Origin of the sequence: Streptomyces sp. AHU1 (assembly GCF_045343905.1) — a bacterium.
Taxonomy (GTDB): domain Bacteria; phylum Actinomycetota; class Actinomycetes; order Streptomycetales; family Streptomycetaceae; genus Streptomyces; species Streptomyces triticiradicis.
This window is the reverse complement of record NZ_CP174284.1, coordinates 165,242-185,816: the sequence shown is the minus strand read 5'-3', so window position 1 is coordinate 185,816 and position 20,575 is coordinate 165,242. Positions and strand designations below refer to the sequence as shown.

5 protein-coding genes are annotated in these 20,575 nt (G+C 68.9%); all 5 read right to left on the bottom strand.

What is annotated here, in order from left to right; genetic code table 11:
• Position 1: 1 nt before the first annotated feature.
• On the bottom strand, positions 2 to 9,700 hold the full coding sequence (locus ACICHK_RS41845) for an amino acid adenylation domain-containing protein (RefSeq protein WP_406841555.1): 9,699 nt from the start codon (positions 9,698 to 9,700) through the stop codon (positions 2 to 4).
• A 55-nt stretch (positions 9,701 to 9,755) separates the two neighbouring features.
• Positions 9,756 to 11,519, bottom strand: a complete 1,764-nt coding sequence (locus ACICHK_RS41840; RefSeq protein ID WP_406841554.1) for an acyl-CoA dehydrogenase family protein — start codon at positions 11,517 to 11,519, stop codon at positions 9,756 to 9,758.
• Between the two features lie 33 nt (positions 11,520 to 11,552).
• Positions 11,553 to 13,151, bottom strand: a complete 1,599-nt coding sequence (locus ACICHK_RS41835; RefSeq protein ID WP_406841553.1) for an amino acid adenylation domain-containing protein — start codon at positions 13,149 to 13,151, stop codon at positions 11,553 to 11,555.
• A gap of 177 nt (positions 13,152 to 13,328) precedes the next feature.
• Positions 13,329 to 19,298: a type I polyketide synthase gene (locus ACICHK_RS41830; protein WP_406841552.1), complete on the bottom strand. Its 5,970-nt coding sequence runs from the start codon at positions 19,296 to 19,298 to the stop codon at positions 13,329 to 13,331.
• Between the two features lie 183 nt (positions 19,299 to 19,481).
• Positions 19,482 to 20,177 (bottom strand): aspartyl/asparaginyl beta-hydroxylase domain-containing protein, encoded by a 696-nt coding sequence (locus ACICHK_RS41825; protein WP_406841551.1) that lies wholly within the window; start codon positions 20,175 to 20,177, stop codon positions 19,482 to 19,484.
• Between the last annotated feature and the right edge of the window lie 398 nt (positions 20,178 to 20,575).

Below are 20,575 nucleotides of genomic sequence, written 5' to 3'. Positions count from 1 at the left end.
GTCAGTTCCTCAAGGCTGTCGGACGTGCCGCCGCCAGCCTGGCGCTCGCCTGCCTTGCCCTGGCCGCGCGGTTGCGCAGCGTGTCGGCAGGCCCGGTGAATACCGGGTCTGGGGTGTCCGCTCCTGCCGTGAGGGCCTGAGCCAGCGCTGCGACATTCGTGTGCTCGAAGAGCGCCGTGAATGGCAGGTCCGGGGCGATCCGCTGGGTGAGCAGACCGTGCAGTCGTGCCAGGGAGAGGGAGTTGCCGCCGAGGTCGAAGAAGTTGTCGTGGATGCCGACGTCGGGGATGCTCAGAACGTCCGTCCACGCCTGGGCGATCCGCCGCTCCATGTCGTCACGCGGGACGATGCGTTCGATGCTCACTGGAAGATCCGCGCGACCAGGCCGGGGAAGGCGGAACGTGTCGACCTTGCCGCTGGCGTTCAGAGGCAGTTCCGGTAGCCATACGACTGCCTCCGGCACCATGTGGGCGGGCAGCAGCGTGCGCAGCTGCTCCAGCACCTCGGCCACCGAGGACCGGGCCGCGAACACCTGGCTGGGTACCAGATAGGCGGTGAGACTGGGCACGTGGTCCGAGTCGCCGTGGACGTAGGCTGCTGTGACGTCGGGGCTGCGCAGCAAAGCGGCCTCAATCTCGCCAGGTTCGACCCGGTGGCCTCGGACCTTCAACTGGCGGTCCACACGCCCCAGATACTGGATGGTTCCGTCGGTGAGGCGTCGTCCTTGGTCGCCCGTGCGGTAGACCACCGGGGCGTCCCCCAGCTGTACCGTCGCCTCGGCCGCGGGGCGGAACCGTTCGGCGTTCAGGTCTGGTCGGCGCCAGTAGCCCGCTGCCACGCCAGCGCCGCTGATGCATATTTCTCCGGTTACGCCTGCCGGACAGCGCTGTCCGTACGGGTCGAGGATCAGCACGTCCGTTCCAGTGATCGGTCGGCCCGGAACGTTCAGCGGACCCTGGTCGTCGGCGTGCAGGTCGTGGGTGAGTGCGATGACGGTGGACTCGGTGGGGCCGTAAGCGTTGCGCACCCGGTATGTGGTGCCGGCCGGGGGCCGACGGGTGAGGGGCGCGGCGCCGACCAGCATCCAGCGCAGGTGGGGCATGCTCGGTTCGGCTGCCCACAGTGCCTCGGCGAGGGGGGTGGCGAGCAGGACGACCGAGACGCGGCGTTCGTCTAGCCACTGCGCGAGCCCCGCCGCAGCCACCGGTCCCTCATACGGAACTACGCAGCCACCGGAGGCGAGCGCGGACCAGACGTCCCACTGCGTGGCATCGAAAGCGGCGCCGAGGAGCTGCCCGGTGCGGTCGTCCGGCCCGAGACCAAAGGACTCCGCGCCCCAGCGGACAAGCTGGGCCAGGCTGCTGTGCCGCACCATGACGCCCTTGGGCCGTCCAGTGGTGCCTGAGGTGTGGATGATGTACGCGATGTCCGTAGGGGCGACAGCCGTCGGGCCGATGGCCGGCGGCGTGATGTCTGCTCTGGGCCCGGACGCGGGGGCCAGGGGAGCGAGAACAGTTGTCCCGACACGGGTAAGCCGCGCGGTGGCGGCGGCGTCGGACGTAACCACCGCGCAGGCGTCCAGGTCGGCCAGCAGGTTGTCTACCCGCTCCGACGGTGTCGCTGGGTCAATGGGGCAGAATGCCGCGCCCGCGTACCATGCGGCGAGCATAGACACGACCAGGTCCTCGCCGCGTCCCAGCAGGAGGGCCACCACGGGGTCGGTGTCCGGGAGCAGTGGACGCAGCAGCGTGGCCAGATACACGGCCCGCTCGTGCAGAACACGATAGGTAAGGACACCGCCGGTGGTCTCCACGGCCGGAGCGTCCGGAGTCCGTCGGACCCATTGGTCCAGCAGGGCCGGCACGGTGGTCGCGGGTGCCGGTGCGCCCCCGCCCTCCCAGGCCCGCAGCCGCATTTCCTGCCCGGAATCCCCACTGACGAGGTCGAGTTTGTCGAGTCGGGTGCGCAGTGCATCGGGCAGGGCAGTGAGCACCCGTCCGAACAGTGCGGCCAGCTGTTCGACGTCGGAGCGCCGATGCCGGGTGCCCTGGTAGGAGATGGAGCCGGTGAGGGCGTTATCTGTGAGCGAGAGGACCACGCTGAGGCCCAGCTTGCCGAGGTAGCCAGCGCCGTCCAGGGCTAGCGGCAGGTGGACCAGTGGGCTGCCGGCCAGCAGGGCGGGCTCGGCTGGGTGGGTTTCCAGACTGAGCGTGATGTCGGCGTACGGGGTACGGCCGGGCCTGCGCACCGGGTTCAGCCGGTCCACTACGTCTTCGAAGGGCGCGTCGCCGTGTTGGTGGGCGTCGAGCAGTTCGGCGCGCATAGCGGTGAGCAGGTCGAGCAGGGTTGCGTCGGCCGAGGGACGAGAGCGCAGGACCACCGTGTTCAGGCACGGGCCGAGCAGGTCGGCAAAGCGCGGGTCGTCGCGATGGGCGAGCGGCGCGGCGAAGACAACATCGTCCTGTCCGGTCCAGCGGTGCAGCACGGTGGCTAGCGCGGTGGCGGCTAGCTGGTAGAGAGTGCAGTCGTTGGTCCGCTGCACCAGGCGCAGGCGGGTTGCGAGGTCCAGTGGCAGAGGGATGTCCACCGTGCCGTTGGGTTCGGCGGGACCACCCGCGCCGAGGTCCGTGTACTGGGGGGCGCCGGCCAGGTGGGCGCTCCAGTACGCGAGGTCGTCCGCGCGTCGTGCCGTGTCGTGCGCCTGCGTCTCGACGGCGACGAAGTCTCGGTATTGGATAGTGTCCGGGCGGGTCGGAACGGGGTGGCCGCTTCCGCCGGGCAGGGCCACAGGCTGGGTGAGAGCGGAGGCCATCTCGATCATGATTTCCGTGAGGGCATCGGCTAGACGGTGGGCGTCTGCGGCAGCCGCTCGGTCGCCCCGGTGGGCGAGGACACCCCTGAGCTGGCCGTGCTCCTCGACGAGGGTGACGGTGACCGCGAACTTCGTCTCGCGCATGCCGATGGGGTCGATGACCAGGGGCGTGATCGTGCCGTCACCGAGTCCGGTGGTGCGGCCGTCAAAGAGGTTCATGTTGAGGGTGACATCGGTGTAGGGCGTCCGGCCCGGTTCACGGGCCGGATTCAGCCGCTCTAGTACCTCCTCGAATGGGGCACCGCCGTGTTCGTGGGCGTCGAGTGTCTCGGTGCGCATGGCGGTGAGCAGGTCGAGCAGGGTTGCGTCGGCCGAGGGGCGGGAGCGCAAGACCACGGTGTTGAGGCACGGGCCGATCAGACCGGGGAAGCGGACGCGGTCGGGTATGGAGAACGGCACGCCGATGGTGAGGTCGTCGCTGCCAGTGATGCGGTGCAGCGCTGCGGCGAGCGCGGTCGCCGCGATTACGAACCAGGAGACGCCGTACTCGCGCTGGACCGGACGGAGCCGTTCGGTCAGGTCCGCGGGCATATCCAGGGGGATCGCGCCGTGCGGTTCCGGAGCGCTGGGGACGGGGAGCGCGGTGTGGACGGGCGCGCCTGCGAGGCGACGCTCCCAGTGGTCGAGGTCCGCGGTACGCCGTGGACTGTCCTGGGACGCCTTCAGAGCTGCGGTGAACTCCCTGTACTGGGAAGGCACTTCACCTACTTCGATGCCGTCCTTCGCGGCGCGGTAGCAGAGCTGGAGGTCGGCCAGCAGGGCCGGTATTGACTCACCGTCGACGACCAGATGGTGGAAGCAGAACAGCAGCGCGTGGCCCTGCTCTCCGATATCGGCCAGCGCGGCGCGGAACAGCCGGCCGGAGGCCGGGTCGAACGGAGTTGCTGTCTGTGCGTCGGACCAGGCTCGGAGACTGGCGTCAGGATTGGCGCGGCGCAGGTCAAGACTGTCCAGCTGCGGTGTCCATGGTGCGTCGACCCGCTGGCGCAGACGGCCGTCCTGCTCGGCGAACCCGGTGCGCAGGATCTCGTGACGCGATATGAGGAGCCCGAGTGCGCGTTGCAGCAGTGCGTGGTCGAGGCCGGCGGGGGCGTGCCAGGCGCAGACGATGGTGTAGGCAGAGTCCTGGCTGAACCGTTCCGCAAGCCAGATCCTCTCTTGGAAACTGGAGGCTGCTGGGGCGGCGTCCGTCTCGGGCGTGCGGGGGGCGGACGTGCTGGCCTTGGCGTCCACGAGGTCCGCGAAGTCCTGAAGACACGGGTTCTCGAAGAGCAGCCGCAGCGCGAGGTCGACGCCGAACCGGGCGCCGATTCGGCGGAGCATCCGTACTGCCAGCATTGAGTGTCCGCCGAGCGCGAAGAAGGAGTCGTCTGCCCCCACCCGCTGCACGTCCAGCAGTTCGGACCAGAGTCCGGCGACGATCTCGGCGGTGGGCGTGTCGGGTGCACGGCCCTCGTCGGTGTCCAGGGCTACGGCGGTGGCGCGCAGCGCCTCTTGATCGAGCTTGCCGTTAGGGGTCACCGGGAGCGTCCGCACCGTGCGCAGTGGTCCGGGAACCATGTACTCCGGCAGGCTCGCCCGCAGATAGGCGCGGATGTCCCCGGCCTGCGGGGGTTCCCGATGTGGGAGGAGGTAACCGACCAGCCGGTCGTCCTCCAGGATCACGGCGGCGTCCGCCACGGCAGAGTGTTCCCGCAGCAGGACCTCGATCTCGGCGGGTTCGACGCGGTGGCCGCGCACCTGTACTTGGGAGTCGGCTCGACCGAGATATTCCAGGGTCCCGTCCGGGCGGTAGCGGGCCAGGTCACCGCTGCGGAAGAGACGTCCTAGGCCAAATGGGTTCGGGACGAACCGTTCGGTCGTCAGCTCGGGCTGGTTCAGATAGCCATCGGCGACACCGGCGCCGCCAACGTACATCTCGCCGACACTGCCAACCGGTAGCAGTCGCTGTCCGCTGTTTGGGTCGAGCAGGTGGACGGTCGTGGTGGGGATTGGAGTGCCGATGACGCTGGTGCCCGTGTCGGCGTCGGTACGGGTCAGCGTGCGGATGGTCACATGGACGGTGGTCTCGGTGATCCCGTACATGTTGACCAGCCGCACGTGCGGGTGGGCGTCCATCCACGGGCGAAGCAGGGCGGGCTGGAGGGCTTCGCCACCGAAGATCACGTAGCGCAGATGGTCCAGGGGGGCCGGCTCGTCGCGCTCCGCCGCGAGCAGTTCGCGGAAGGCGGTCGGGGTCTGGTTGAGTACGGTGATCCGCTGGTCGCGCAGCAGCCGCCAGAAACGGCGAGGGTCACGGACATCGGCGTCGGCGACGAGCACCACGCGGCCACCGCTGGAGAGGGCACAGAACAGCTCCCACACCGAGAAGTCGAAGGCGTAGGAATGGGCCATCGTCCACACGTCGGCAGGACCGAAGGAGAACGGGAACCGGTCGTTGGCGAGGAGCCGGACGGCGTTGCGGTGGCTGATCACCACGCCCTTGGGACGGCCTGTGGTGCCCGAGGTGTAGATGCAGTATGCAGGGGCGTCAGGCGTGGTATCAGGCAGTGCGACGTCCGTGCCGGGAGAATCGGCCAGATCAGCCGAGGTGAGGACCCGCCCGTCGAACGCGGACGGTACGTCGGCGGCGCAGCCGTCTGGGACGATGACCCAGCGGGTCTCAGAGTCGCCGAGTATGAACTCCTTGCGGTCCTCGGGCAGGGCGGGGTCGAGTGGCAGGTAGGCGGCGCCGGCGAACAGCACGGCGAGTATCGCCTCCACCTGTGCCGCACCGCGCGGCAGCAGCAGGGCCACCAGTTCGCCGGGGTGTACCCCGTGCGCCATAAGACCGCGGGCGAGCAGTTCGGCCCGGTCGATCAGGTCGCGGTAGGTGTGGTGGGTCGGTACGGCGAGGGTGGCGTCGGTGAGCGCGGTGGCGCCGGGCTGCTGTTCGGCCCGCTCGTGCAGCAGTTCGTGCAGCGTAGTGTGCGGGTATCCCGCTCCGGTGTCGTTCCACACGTGCAACTGGCTGTGGCGTTCCCGCTCGGTCAGGGGCTCTACCGTGCCGAGCGGCTGCCCGGGTGCGTCAAGCACGGCCCTCAGCAGCGCGGTGTAGTGCTCGGCCATGAGCTGGATCTGCGCGTCGTCGAAGTACAGCCCGTTGAAGATCAGGCTCCCGGACGCGCCCGATGTGCCCTCGGGGCGCAGGAACAGGTGGAGGTCGTACTTGCCGTGTCCCGCGCCGAGTTCCGTTGCGGTGGGCAGGGAGGCGGGGACCTGCGCCCAGGTGAACAGGATGTCGAACAGGGCGGTGCGACTCATGTCCTTGGCGGGGTCGAGCCGTCGCACCAGTTCGTCGAAGGGAGCCCGGTCGTGCCGCCGGGCGGCGGCGAGTTCCTCGGCGACCTGCGTGGCCAGAGTGGCGAAGCCGATTCCGGCGTCGGGCTCCAGCCGGAGAGGCAGCAGGTTCGCCAACGGGCCGACGACACGGCGGTCGGTGTCACGCCGCGCCGGATGGGCCACGCCCACCATCATCTCCTGACGGCCCGAGTACCAGCCCAGTAGGGCAGCGAACGCGGCGAGGAGCACGTCCTCGCGTGTCAGTCCGTGCCGCTCGGCGAACTCCGCGACCCGCAGAGAGTCGGGGACCCGGACGGGGACGCTGTGCTCCTCGTACACGTGGATGGGTTTGCGGGGCCGGCGTTCGGGAAGCCGAACGGCGTCGATGGGTCCGCCGAGGGCTTCGGCCCGGACGTCGAGGTCGCGGGCGCGCTCCTCGACGGACTGCCCGGTCATCCACTGGCAGTAACTGCTGGGCTCGGTGTTCGCTCCGTTAAGGGCGGCCAGTAGATCCTCGCCCACGACGAGCATCGCGGTGCGGTCGACGACCGCCTGGTGGCCGACAAGCGCTAGCCAGGGCCTGCCGTCCCTTGAGGGCTGGACGGCCACCCTCAGCAGAGAGGGCCCGTCGAGTGAGAAGGGTTCGGAGGCCCAGGTTCGCAGGGTCTCGGGGACCGTCGTGGGGTCCGCGTCTGGGCGTGGGGCGAACCAGTGCGGCTTCACGTGGGCACGTTCGTGGACCCGCTGGGTGATCCGCCCGCTGGTCTCCTCCAGACCGGTACGCAGGGCTTCGTGCGCGGCAACCACCTGATTGACGGCGTCCTGCAGACGGGCGGGGTCGAGGGGGCCGTCCAGCCGGAGATAGAGGGGCAGGTTGTGGTAGACAGGCGCGGTCGGGTAGACGGTGCCCTTTTCGAACTGGTCGATAAAGCCTATACGTTCCTGATGTGCGGAGGCCGGGTGTGTGGCGGAGGAGCTCTCGTTGTCGTCGGGCTCCGGCGTCCCCGTCGTCGTGCGGGACGCCTCGTCGTAGCAGGACGACAGTTCGCGCAGGAAGACGCCCGCCGATTCGCCGTCCCACACCAGGTGGTGCAGGCAGATGAAGAGGACCTGCTCGTCGGCTTCACCGGTTTCGAGGACGGCTGCGACCAGGAGCCTGCCCTCCGCGGGATCGAAAGAGTGATTGGCGGCACGGCTCAGCCATGTGCGTAGCTCGGTCGCCGTGTTGGTGGCGTCCCGCAGGTCCACGTGGTCCAGTCGGGGACGCCAGACATCAGCGACGTGCTGGCGCAGCTTCCCCTCCTCCTCAATGAACCGAGTGCGCAGGATTTCGTGCCGGGCGGTCATCAACTCCAACGCATAGGCGAGGACATCGACGTCCACCCCACCGCCGGGCAGACGCCAGGCGAGCGGCACGTTGTACGAGGCGGCGTCTGGGTCGACGCGCTCCGCCAGCCAGATGCGCTGCTGGAATCCAGAAGCTGGAAATGACCCGATTGCCGGGACGGTCACGGCGGGACGGCCGGATGTGTTGTCCGCGCGGGAGCTGGGAGTGGTGGAGCCCGTGGAGGCAGCGACAGTGGTGGAAGTGACAGTGCAAGGTGGGATATCAGCTTCGGCGGACCATGCTGCTGGCGCGGTCGCCGTCCCGTTCGGCTCGGTGCCGTTCAATCCCAGGTGGTCAACGAAGTCGCCGAGCCGCGGGTATTCGAACAGGGCGCGCAGTGGGACCTCACGGCCCAGCTCGCGTCCTACCGCGAGCACCAGTGACTCGGCGATCAGAGAGTGTCCGCCCAGCTCGAAGAATGAGTCGTCGGGGTCGATGCCATCGATGCCGAGGACCTCTTCCCACACACGGGTCATGGCTGCGAGTGCGGGCGCGGAGACCGACGGATTGGGGTCGCCCTGTTGCTTCCCCTCGGCAACCACCCGAGCGAGGGTGATCCGGAGCCGGGGAGTGTCGCCGCCTAGTTCGGCCCGTACGGCGGCGAGGGCCTCAGCCTCCGTCGTCTCCTCGTCCGTGGTGAGCCGAATGTGCAGCTCGGCATCGCCCGCGGTTGGCGTCACCAGTGCGCGCCGGACGCCAGGCAGCGCCTCCATGAGTGCGGCGACCCGGCTGGGGACGACCTGGCCACGTGTGGTGGCGACCGTGTCGGTGAACGCGCCGGCTCGGGTTTCGGGGGCGTTGGCGACGGCCTCGAGGATGGTGAGGTAGTCGTCGGCAAGGACGCGCAGCAGGGTGGGACCGATAGCTCCTTCCGGGTCCTTCCACAGCACATGCGTGCCCGCGCTGTCCTCGCGGACCATCACCGCGAGCGTGTAGTCGGCACTGCTCTCCATGCCCAGCAGAGCGAGGGAACAGATTTTCTCCTCAGGTCTTTTGGCGCCGGGGGCGCGCAGGTGCAGGTTCTGCACGTCTACGTCCTCGCGCAGACCTGCGTGCCAGTACTGAAAGACTGTGCCGCGGGTGCGGGTGCGGGAGTCCCAGCCGCTCAGGTTGGCCTCGCGCAGGATTGCGGGCAGCGGCAGGTCGCCGTGGCGAGCGGCAGCACGCAGTTCGCCGCCGACGGAACGCACCACGTCGGCCAGGTGGTCCTCGGCCCTGACGTGATGGCGGAGCGGCAGCGCGTTGACGAAGTAGCCGACCGTTTCGCGCAGCGCGGGATCACGGCGCCCGCTGTTGTCGGTGCGGCCGTGGAAGGGGACGGAAGCGAGCAGGTCGTCGTGGCCGCAGTGACGGCGCAGCAGCACGAAGTAGGCACCGAGCAGCGTTGACACGTAGGAGACGCCAAGGTCGATGGCGCGTTCCCGAAGGCGCGCGGCCAGATGCGGGGGTACGGCGCTGTCGAGGACGGTGTAGCCGGGGGTGTCCACGGAGGCGGGCAGCTCCAGCACGGGGAGCGGCTCGTTCAGCATCTCGCGCCAGAAGACGCGGTGGGTGTCTCCAGCCGGGGTGTCGGTGAGCGTGCGGGAGCGGGCCGAGAACGCGGCGAGAACCGGTGCTTGGTCCGTGTTCTCCAGCGGAAGCCCCGCATAGGCGTGCCGCAGACGGTCGAGCAGGACAAGGATGGATGCCCCGTCGAAGACCAGGTGGTGTACAGCGAGGATCAGTACCGTCCAGTCCGGCCCGTACAGTACGTCCACACGCGCCAGCGGGCCGTGCCGCAGGTTGAAGGGGCGCTGCCAGACCCGTCGTATCTCACTGTCTCGGTCACCGGTGACCGTGTGCTCTGTCACTGGGATCGGTGTGGTGTCGGTCCAGCTCAGGTGCGGGCCGTCCGCCGTCTCGACGACTCGGCCGCACAGCTGGGGGTACGCCGTGGCCACCGCGGCGACTGCGTGGCGCAGCTGGTTGCTGTCGAGATTGCCGGTGACCTGGAAAGGAGTGGGGATGATGTGCGACCACTGATCCGGTTCGAGCTTCCAGCCGAGCCACATGGCCTCCTGGCTGACCGACAGGGGGATCTGGGTGACACGCCTGGCTCGGGGGCCATGGGAGTCGGACATACGAACTGGTTCCTCTTTCGTGATGCGGTACGCGAAGTGCGGCGGGGACGACGTGTCAGAACAGGCCGGCGGACAGGTGCCGGGGGCCGTCGGTTGTATGCCAGGCGTCGCTCTGCCCTGCGAAGTCGGCTTCGGTGCCGAAGGCGGCCTCGTCGAGCTGGTTCCACAGGTCCGTGAGCCGGAGCCGGGCCGCCGAGCAGTACAGGTCGGCCAGTCGCTGGCCGTCGCCGTCGGAGTCCTGCGGGGCGGTCTCCATCTGGGAGGCGCGGGACAGGGCCGCGGACATGGTGAGCAGTTCGCTGGTGATCTGGGTGAGCAGGATCAGGGCGCGCTGTTGCTCGGCCAGTTCGGCCCGGTCCGGGTGACGGCGGGCCAGTTCCCGGCAGGTGTGGCCGAAGCGCCGCACGTAGGCGGCGACCGCTTCGAGGTGGGTGCGGTTGCGCTCGGTGAGCTTGGCTCCCGTCAGGTCGGGGGCGGTATGCGTGGTGTTTTCGTCAGGCTCGGGGTAGTAGTAGGAGATGATCATGCGGGCCGCCACCCAGTAGTTGATCATGAAGTCGACGCCGCCCGAGACGCGCATGTTGCGGACGTCGCGCATGGCCTGCTCGATGGGAAGGGCTGGCGCCCCGCGCCGGGCCTTGCTGGATGCGGTTTCGTAACCCTCCGCACCGAGCAGGGAGAGGGTGCGGTCGGCGATCCGCCAGGCGATGACCGAGCCGATGTTCTTGGCGGTGTTCTGCTTAAAGGCGAGATTGCGGCCCAGTCCCAGGTCCTCGGGCAGCAGTGCGGCACGGGCGACGCTCTCCAGTGCGAAGGTCTCGGACAGCGTTGCGGAAACCTGCCGTTTTATCTCCTCGTATGCGCGCAGCGGGCGGCCGTCGACCATTCTGCGGTCGACGAATTCCCGCGACCAGCGGCAGCAGAGCTTGGCCACGGCGAGTGACGGGGCAACGATCATGTGCATGCGGCCACGGATGACGAGCCGGGCGACGGCCGGGGTGAGCCGTGCGAGGGGGTCTTTCGCCTCGTTGAGCTGGTGTGAGGCGGGAACCCGGACGTCCTTCAGCGAGATCCAGCCGTTGGGGAAGCCGCGGACCCCGGCGAACTCGTGCCACTCGCCGTGAGTGAAGCCGGGGCTGTTGGCCTCCACGAAGAACAGCCGGGTGCTGACTCTGTCGCCCTCACGCACCGAGGCGGTCACGCTGAACAGGCTGCCCACCGGCGCGTGGCCGACGAATATCTTGTGCCCGTTGAGAAGGTAGGCAGTGCCCCCTTCCACCGGCTCGGCTGTCGTGACGCGCTGCTGGTTGGCGGCGCCCGCTGGCTCAGTGTCGGCGGTGCCCGACAGACCGCCGGTTCGCTGGTGTCGGGCCAGCAGCTCCTTCAGCGGGCCCTCGGGCACCACTGGAAGGAAGGCGGACGCGCCCACTGAGTTCTCGATCCCCATTACCAGCGCGAACGGGAAGCACCAGCCGGCGGCTGCCTCGATCATTCGGAAGGTGTTGAAGTGGGACAGGCCGAGGCCGCCCAGGGCGGCGTCGAGCTGGAGACTCAGGTAGCCGTGCGCCCTTGCCTGTTCGAGCAGTTCGTCGGGAAGCCGCCCCTCTGCTTCGACGCGGGCCGGATCGACATACTTGCGCAGAAACTTCCCGAGGGCAGTAACGGCCGTGTCGCCGATGGCCCGGTCCGCGGCGTCCTGCTCGGGGAACGGGTGGATGAGGTCCCACCGGAAACGGCCCTGGAAAAGTTCTTCCAGGAAACTTGGCCGGGACGGGTCGGAGTTGAAGTTGCGGCTGCCGTTGAAGGGCTTCTGTGTCATGCCAGGGCCAATCGTGAGGAGAGGAGCGGGGCGTCAGACCGTCCGGGGAGCGCCGCCGCTCGCCGGACGGCTCAGCGACTGGGCCAGCAACCGACGATCGGTCTTGCCCGAGGGGCTCAGCACAAGCTCGGGCAGCAGGACGAAGCGGCCGGGCACCATGTGCTGGGGCAGTACGGTGGCGGCCGTCGTCCGCAATGCAGCGGACGTGAGGTCGGGGTCGGCGCCCGGTGCGACAGTCCAGCAAGCCGCCATCATGGTTCCGCCGATACGGCTGACCACCTTGACCACTACGAGGTCTCGGACGCCGGGGACGCCCTGCAATGCCGCCTCCACCTCGCCGAGTTCGATCCGGAAGCCGTTGATCTTCACCTGGTCGTCGGCGCGGCCTGCGTAGCAGAACGTCCCGTCGGAGGTCAGCCGGGCGAGGTCTCCGCTGCGGTAGTAGCGTCGCATCGGTCCGCCGGCGATCGAGCACTCGACGAACCGTTCGCCCGTCAGGTTGGGCTTGCCCAGGTAGCCGAGGGCCACCCCGTCGCCCGCCACATGGATTTCACCGGTGTCACCGGTGCGTACCGGCTCGCCGCCCTCGTCCAGCACTCGCATGTCCCAGCCGTCCAGCGGCTCTCCTAGATCGAGGGCGAACGAGGAGGCCGACGCGCCTGGTTCGCCGTCCAGTTCGGCGTCGGTCAGGGGACGAGAGGTCACGAACACGGTCGCCTCGGTGATGCCGTACGTGTTGACAAACCGCGTCGTGGTGCCGAAGAGGCGCCGCCAGGCGCGGATGTCACCCACGTCGATGGATTCGCCGCCGAAGATGACGTACCGCAGTGGCAAGGCGGGCGCCGCCCCGGACTCAGCCGCCCGAACCAGGTGACGGAAGACCGAAGGCACGATGTTCAGGACGGTGACCCGCTCGCGCACCAGCAGATCAAGCGTCGCTCGCGGCGAACGAGCGGTTTCCTCCGACACGACGACCAGGGTCGCGCCGTGCGCGAGCGCCCCCCAGATTTCCCAGACCGAGAAGTCGAAGGACGCCGAGTGGAACATAGTCCACACGTCATCCCCGTCGAGTTCGTACCGGTCATCGCAGGCGCGGACCAGAGACAGGACGTTGCGATGCGGTACCTGCACACCCTTGGGGCGGCCGGTTGAGCCGGACGTGTAGATGACGTACGCGGGGGTCGACGGATCTGCCGCGCAGGGTGGGGCCGGGTTCGGCGCGGTGCCCGGGACCGGCTCCGTGATGAGTTCCGTGGGCAGCCCGGCCAATCCGTCTGGCAGGTCCTGGTCGGTGACCACAAGGGTGAGTGCCGCGTCCTGGGCCATGTAGCGGAGACGCTCCGCCGGGTAGCACGGATCGAGCGGTACGTAAGTATGACCGCTTTTGAGGACCGCGAGCATCGCCACCACCGTGTCGGTCCCTCGGCGCAGATGGAGGCCGATGCGTGCGCCAGGCTGCGGGCACGCCCGGTGCAGACGGGCAGCAAGGTGGTCGGCGCGCCGGGCGGTCTCGGCGTAGGTGAGCGACCTGTGGGCGTCCCGCAGCGCTGTCCGGTCCGGGACGCGGGCGACCTGGGCGTCGAAGAGGTGTTGGAGGAGGACAGGGCCGATTAGCGGAGTGCGGTGTGCCATGAAACGACGCCTTCAGTCAGGAAAGAGTGTGGAAGCGGGAGACGGGTCGCGGCCGACGGCCGGGGCGGGCGCCCCGGCGGAGAACCCCGCATGATCCCGTTGTGGGGATACGTCGGGATGCCTCACGACCGGGGTGCCCGGCGTGGGTCGTCGCGCCTGCGCGCGACGGCCCATGGATCACATGACAGCCACAGTCCCGGCCAGGGCGTGGTCGATCCCGGCTGCCAGCGCGGCCACGTGCCGGGGGCCGAGAATGCTGTGGTGGGTGCCCGGCATCGGGCACACCGTCACTTCGCCGTAGAGGCGGGAGAGCTGGCGGGTCAGCCGCTTCGCCGCTGCCTCGTCCGAGCCTGCCTTGAGAAGAAGGATTGGGCCGTTTACTGGACTGGGCCGGTGCTTGAGCATCGCCCTGAGGCTCACGTTGTGCAGGCGCACGTAGTCAGGTACACCTGCCCCGGAACGCTGCGCGGCGAGCGAGCGTATCTGGGCCAGCTCGCCATCGAGCCCGGTGCGCTTGCTTCCGCCCGGGTCCATCTTGCGGCGGGCCAGGTGTGCCTTTATCTGGAGGGCGACGCTGGGCAGCAGCCAGGAGGGCAACGCTGCTACCGGAAGCCCCCTGGTTGGCGGCAGGTAGCCGTCGATGGCGACCAGCAGTTCCACCCGCTCGCCCATCGCCTCCAGCAGCCTGGTCATCTCGTGTCCCACCATCGCGCCGTACGACCACCCGCCGAGCAGGTACGGTCCGCTGGGCTGTATCTGCCGCAACACGGTCACATGGTGGGCAGCGATGTCCTCCAGCCGGCCGAGCGGCCTGCGGTGGCCGTCGAGGCCGGGGGAGTCCAGTCCGTACACGGGCCGTGAACCATCGAGCTGTTGGGCGAGCTGCCGGTAGCAGAGGCTGCTCCCCGTAGCCGGGGCCACCAGGAACAAGGGGTTGTGCGGTCCGCCCTCTCGCAGCAGGGTGACATGGTCGGGCAGGAGGTTCCGGCCCCGCGCCGCTATCCCTTCCGGCTCAAGGGGGGCGACGGATGATGCGCCGGTCGCCCCCGGTCCCTCGGAGGATTCAGTCCCCTCCAGAGTTGCCAGCAGGCTGCCGAAGGTCAGCGGGTACGCGAGTGCCGCCGCCGGAAGCTGCCGTCCCAGCCGTACTCGGATCAGACCGTTGAGCTGGACCAGCATCAGGGAGTCGCCGCCGAGCTGGGCGAAATCGTCGCTGTCGTCATCAACAGGGGTGCCAAGGACTTCCTGCCAGAGCGCGGCGAGGTCGGCGGCGAGCCGGGTGAGCCGACGGGGGGCGGACGCTGCGGACGCGACCACCGGGTCGGCGGACGGCAGGGCCTCCGGCTCGCGGGGGAGCGGACCCGACAGCCGAACCAGCGTGGACGGCATTTCGTGCTTGCCGAACAGGTCGGCCAGGTCACGCGCTTCGACGCGGGAGACCTCCAGGTGGCCCCATGCGGGAGAGCACGGATCGGGATCCAGTGTCCGACGCAGCCACTGCTCTGGCCATGCCTCCGGGTCCTCTGTGACGACCCAGGCAGGTTCATCCGGGGCGGCCATGGCACGTAGTTCCGTCCAACGCCGGGCGACGCTCTCCCGCAGGGCGGGCAGGTAGAGAAGGCCGTTGGGGCCGCCCTGCAGGCCAGGGCCCGGCGAAGCGGCGACCAAGGTGATGTGGTCACTGGCCAAACTGGCCGGCACCGGTCGGACATCGGTGAACCCAGCGTTCGCGAGGGCACGCTGCCACGTCTCGGCGTCTAGATGGATGGAGTCCACGCGCAGTTCGTCGCCGAAATCCCACCAGCCGGGCGCCAGCCCCCACAGGACATGCGACCATCGGGCGATTTCCGTCACCTCGACCATGCCGAGCCGGCCCTCCGGCCGAAGCAGCGCAGCCAGCCGCCCCAGGGCGGTGGGAATCGACTCCGCGACGTGCACGACGTTGTAGCCGATCACCAGGTCGTAGCTGCCAAGCGCCAGTCCTTGCTCGACCGGGTCACGACCGATGTCATACGTCGAGAACCGCATGTTGGTCAGGCCCAGTTCGGTGGCGCGCTCCTGAGCGCGCCGCACGATCAGCGGACTTACGTCTGTCACGTGGTACTCGACACCGTGGCGCTCGGGCCAGTCGGTGAGTAGCGGCCAGGTGAGCCTGCCAGCGCCCGCGCCGATCTCCAGCACGCGCAACGGCCTGTCGTCGCCATCCCCCCGTCGGGCGGTGGCCTCGCGGATGACGGTACGCAGCGCAGTGAGGGCTGCCGCGCAGTCGTCCAGGGGAATGTGGTTGTCGCGTAGACAGTTGTCGAGGAAGTCGACATCGGCATCGGGGTAGAGCACCGAGACCGGGGTGCGCCGCCCGCTGAACACGTCGGTGTATGCGGCAGTGACGTGATCCAGCATTCGCTTCAGGCCGGGGAGTTGAGTGAGCTGCGCGCCACCGGCCAGGGCGGCTTCGACGGAGCTGGAGACGTCCTCGTCGACATGGCGTCCGTCCGGCCCGTCACGCAGCCAGCCCTCGTCTGTCAGCACGCGCACACAGAAGTCGGCGAGAGCGGGCAGACGACCGTCGGGGTCGATACGGCGGCGCAGTTCCTCGTCGGTGGCCCGCTCCCCACCCCGCAGGCCCGTAATGGAGAGGATCTGACGGCCGACGAGTCCCGCGCAGTACAGGTCGAGGGTGCGGCTCAGGGTGCTTCTGCGGTTCAGCGGGGGCTCACTGCTGTGCCACGTCACGCCGTCGACCGCCTCGACGAAGCGCTTCCCGAGGGCTGCAGGGGGTGTCAGGTCGGTGAACGCCCGCACCGGCAGACCGCTTTCGGCCAGGTCAGCAGCGAGCAACGCGCCATCTGGACGATCGTCGGTGACGACGGACCAGCCGACAGTGCCGCGGTCGACGGGGGCTGGGACCGGCAGCACAGGCCTGGCGGCGTGAGACCACCAGCGCTGGCCGTGCCAGGCATAGGCGGTGACCGCGTCGTCGAGCACGGGCAGCCGGTCGGGAGCGGGACCCGTGCCGGTGTCAAGCAGCGCGACCTTCCGGCTGCGACCGTGGTGCTCTGCCCATGCTGTCAGTGTGGATCCGTGGCCAGACGGCGTCTGGGCGAACGCGTTCGTCAACCCTGGGCCTGCCAGGAGCAGCGGTGCATCCAGCAGCTCGGCAGCGGCGGTCAGTTCGGCGAGGGCCGCCCCTGCCCAGGGATCGTCCGGGTCGAGCACGTTCGCACTGCGCTCCGGCACGGCGATCACCACAGGACGCTGCGCTCCGCGCGCCCGCAGTTCGGCTGCGGCCTTCTGCACGGCTCCGGTCTCCCACCGGGTGGGCACAACACTGGCGCCGGCCACCGCCGCGCCGAGACCCGGCAGGGCGTCGCCCACCAGCAGCAGGGCGTCGAAGCTTGCCGACGCGTCGAACGCGGACTCCGTCCAAGCCGGGGTGGACAGCACCGGTGCCCTGCTGGACGACGTTGCCGCGGAGAGTGCCACCGAAGGCTGCTGGGAGTCAACGGATGGCCCGGTGAGCTCTGGCCGATTGATGACTGTGGGGGCGAAAGGGTGCGGCGGCAGCGAACAGACCCTGCCACGCGGGGTGCCGCGCAGTGACGGCCGGTTCACCGCCACGCCCTCCTCCCACAGTCTGCCAACCGCGGTCAGCAGGGCGGTCGGCTCGTCCTCGGGCGTGCGGCCGAGCAGCGCCACCGGCACCGCGTCCGGCATGCGACGCACGGCCTCGCGCACCAGCTGGTCGCCAGGGCCCAGCTCGATCACCAGCCGGGGACCTACCTGCGCCAGCGTCTGCATCCCCTGGCGCAGCCGCACCGTACCGAGCAGCTGGTCGGCCCAGTGGCTGGGCCGCACGGCCTGCTCCGGGTCGGCCCAGCCGCCGGTGAGGCCGGAGACGAACCCGAGGGTGGGCGCCTGGGTCGGCACGGCCGCCAGGGCGCGGCGCAGTTCCTCTGCGGCATCCGTCATCATCGAGGAGTGGAAGGCGTGGTGGGTGTCAAGCAACCGCGCGGCGACTCCGGCAGCCTCCTGGGCTGCGGCGAGTTCCTCGATCCGCGCGACCGGTCCCGACAGCACGACGTGGTCGGACCCCTCGGTGGCGAGGGTGACACCGTCGCCCAACAGGGCGGCGGCCCGCTCGGACGCCATGCGCAACGCGACCATCCGGCCGGGCGCCGAACGGTGCATCGCACCGGCCCGAGCCCACACCACGTCAAGGGCGTCACGCTGCGTCCAGATTCCGGCGACGGCCGCGGCCACGCACTCGCCGATACTGTGCCCCAGCATGGCGACAGGCGTAAGGTCCCAGGCCATGAGCTGCCGGGCCAGTGCGTAGCCGTGGACGAATAGGCCCAACTGCTGATGGCGGGTATCCATGCACCACGCGGGGTCGGTCTCAGGGTCTAGGACCCGGCGCAGATCCACGCCGTGCTTGGTGAGGACGTGGTCCCGGCATTCCTCGAAGACCTCGCGAAAGACGGGCAGCTGGGCGTGTGCGGCATGGCCGTGGCCGGGCCGCAGGGTGCCCTGGCCGGGGAATAGGAAGGCTGCCTGCGGGCGGGACGCTGCCTCGGTGACGCGATCGGTCCCGCGCAGCCGTCCGGCCGTGCTGGCCGCATCGCCGACGGTGACGACAGAAAGGCGGTACGGGAAGCTGCGGCGCCGGCTGAGGGTGTGGGCGGCATCCGCGGGCGACGGCGCATCGTCCGCGCCGAGCCGGTCGGCGACCTGGTCGCGGAGCGTACGCAGAGCCTCGGGCGTGGCAGCGGAAAGACACAGTACGGTCCGCTCGTCACCAGCGTGGCCTTCGTCCCCGGTGCGGCGCTCGTGCGCGGCGAGGCGCTGGGCGGGGTCGTCGTGAGGTGCTTCCTCCACGATGAGGTGTGCATTGGTGCCGCCGATACCGAACGAGCTGACACCGGCGAGCCGGGGGCGGGTTGATTCCCAGGCGCGGTGCTCGGTGCTGACTTGGAAAGGGGACCTGTCCAGGTCCAGCGCCGGGTTGGTGCGGGTGAAGTGCGGTGTGGGCACGAAGGCACGATGACGCAGCATCAGCACGGTCTTGATTAGTCCGGCGATGCCTGCCGCGGCGCCCGCGTGACCGATGTTTGCTTTGGCTGAGCCGATCAGGCAGGGTGCGTCCCGGACGGTTTGGAGTTCGTATTCCGTGAACGCTGCCTTAAGCGCCGCGATTTCGATGGGGTCGCCGACCGGCGTTCCTGTGCCGTGTGCCTCCACGTAGCCGATTTCGGAGGGGTCGACTCCCGCCTGTGCCAGCGCCATCTGGATCACAGCGCGCTGACCGGAGACTGAGGGAGCTGTGTAACCCACCTTCTGGTCGCCGTCGTTGTTGATGGCCGATCCTCGTATGACGGCGATGATCCTGTCGCTGTCGGCCAGTGCGTCGGCGAGCCGTTTCAGGACGACCACTCCGATGCCACCGCTGCTGACGGTACCGGTGGCATCGGCGTCGAAGGGCCTGCACCGGCCGTCCGCCGAGAGGATGGATCCCTCCTGGTAGAGGTACCCGCCGGTCTGCAGCGGTCTCACGGAGGAGGCGCCAGCCAGCGCAATGTCGCACTCGTAGCCGAGCAATGCCCGGCACGCCTGATGCACGGCTACCAGGCCGGTGGAGCAAGCGGTCTGGACGGTCACGGCGGGGCCGCGCAGCCCTAGCTTGTAAGCGACACGTGTGGCCAGAAAGTCCTTCTCGCGACCGATCACACGCTGCGTGGCAGCAGCGGGATCGACGGGGCCGGCCGTGGGAGCTGGTGTGTGGTCGCAGCCGGCGTACACGCCGGTCCATTCACCGCAGCGGTGCGGGTCCAGCCCCGCGTCGTCCAAGGCCTGGGCGGCGCATTCCAGGAAGAGTCGGTGCTGCGGGTCGATCCCGGTGGCCTCGGCGGCGCTGTAACCGAAGAACGCGCGGTCGAAGCGGTCGCCGTCCGGGACTATGCCTGCGGCGGGGACGAAGTCGGGGTGCCCGGCCAGCACCGGGTCGACGCCCGCTGCCAGCAGCTCGGCGCGGCTGAACCGGCTGATGCTGTCCGCTCCGGTGCGGAGGTTGTGCCAGTACTTCTCCAAGTCGCGGGCGCCGGGGAATCGGCCGCTCATGCCGATCAGGGCGACAGCGTTCTCGTAACTCATCGGACCACTTCCGAACCGTTGCCAGGTGGAAAAGCGAGGTGGCATGACGCGGACCTAACCACCGGCTGCAGACGATGGATGAAAGCCTTCAGCTCCCGTTCTTTTGTGGACGGGGCTCTGGCGGGACGAACGCGGATCACGTCGTGGCGGGCGAGTGGCGCGCGCCGACGCGTCCTGTTCCGGCTACTGGGCGACCAGGATCCGGGAGGCCTCGAGGATTCCGCCGGCTGCCTTGCGGCGGGTCCGGGTGTGCATCCGGTTCAGGAGGTCCGCAAAGCGATTCATCGGACGGTAGATGTCCACGATAAGGACGATGCGGCGCTCGTCGCTTTCGTTGTAGACCTCGTGGTCGAAGGTGTCGTCGAGGATGATGCTCTCCCCTTCGCGCCAGGTGTACTCCTCCCGGTCGACCCGGATGTAGGGAGCATTCACCTCCGGCGCCTGGAGCGTCAGGTGGTACCGCAGGAAACCACCGTTGGTTCCCACGTGGGCCTTCAGCGTCACGCCGGGTTCGAGAATCGAAACGATGGTGCTCACGACATTCGGAGACTTCTCTGCGAAGGACGTGATGGAAGGAATAAGTGTCCTGGCTTCCGGGCTGATAGCGCCCATGAGGCTGCCGTAGTAGATCTTCCAGTCCGTCGAGACTTCCGCCGCGCGTCCGGGGTCGATCTCGCTGTACTTCTGAGGCTTCTTCAGATTGACGAGAGCGTCCACCTCGGCCTTGATGGTCTGGAATTGCTGCTCAAATTCCCTGGCTTCCGGAAAAATTTCGTACGGAGAGGTGATACGGAACCTCTTGTCCCCTCCGCTCACTTTGAGGAAAAAGGCACTCATGATGCGGCGGACGGTTCTCCTGCGGGCATTAGCCAGGTTCATACGGGATCAATTTCCTTTTCTGCAGCGGACACGTGGGCCCTCGAGTGCGGGGCGTGGCGGGCCGATCCATCGCCGGGTCGCCCATCTCTTCGTCCACGCCGAGCTGAATCCTCACAGGCAGGGACCTTCTGGAGATCACCGCATGATCACCGCGTAATCACAGCAGTCGCATGACGGATCAGCGCCGACGCTTGCGCAAGAGTTGAGGGTGGGACGGAACGAGGGATGCGGCATGAACGCTGCCCCGGACCGGAGCAGCACCCACCCCACCGGTCCCCTCCCTCAAGCCCGTGCCCTATGCGGTGAGGGGGAGGTCGTTTGTAGCAGCAGAGGGTGGAGGCGAGTCCGAAAAATGCCAAGAAGTTCAGAGGTTTTCGTGATGTCGGCGAGACGGACGT

What these genes read in the sequence shown, in the direction of transcription:
- ACICHK_RS41845 (WP_406841555.1), bottom strand. Translation starts at nt 9,700, where the DNA reads ATGTCCGACTCCCATGGCCCCCGAGCCAGGCGTGTCACCCAGATCCCC.
- ACICHK_RS41840 (WP_406841554.1), bottom strand. Translation starts at nt 11,519, where the DNA reads ATGACACAGAAGCCCTTCAACGGCAGCCGCAACTTCAACTCCGACCCG.
- ACICHK_RS41835 (WP_406841553.1), bottom strand. Translation starts at nt 13,151, where the DNA reads ATGGCACACCGCACTCCGCTAATCGGCCCTGTCCTCCTCCAACACCTC.
- ACICHK_RS41830 (WP_406841552.1), bottom strand. Translation starts at nt 19,298, where the DNA reads ATGAGTTACGAGAACGCTGTCGCCCTGATCGGCATGAGCGGCCGATTC.
- ACICHK_RS41825 (WP_406841551.1), bottom strand. Translation starts at nt 20,177, where the DNA reads ATGAACCTGGCTAATGCCCGCAGGAGAACCGTCCGCCGCATCATGAGT.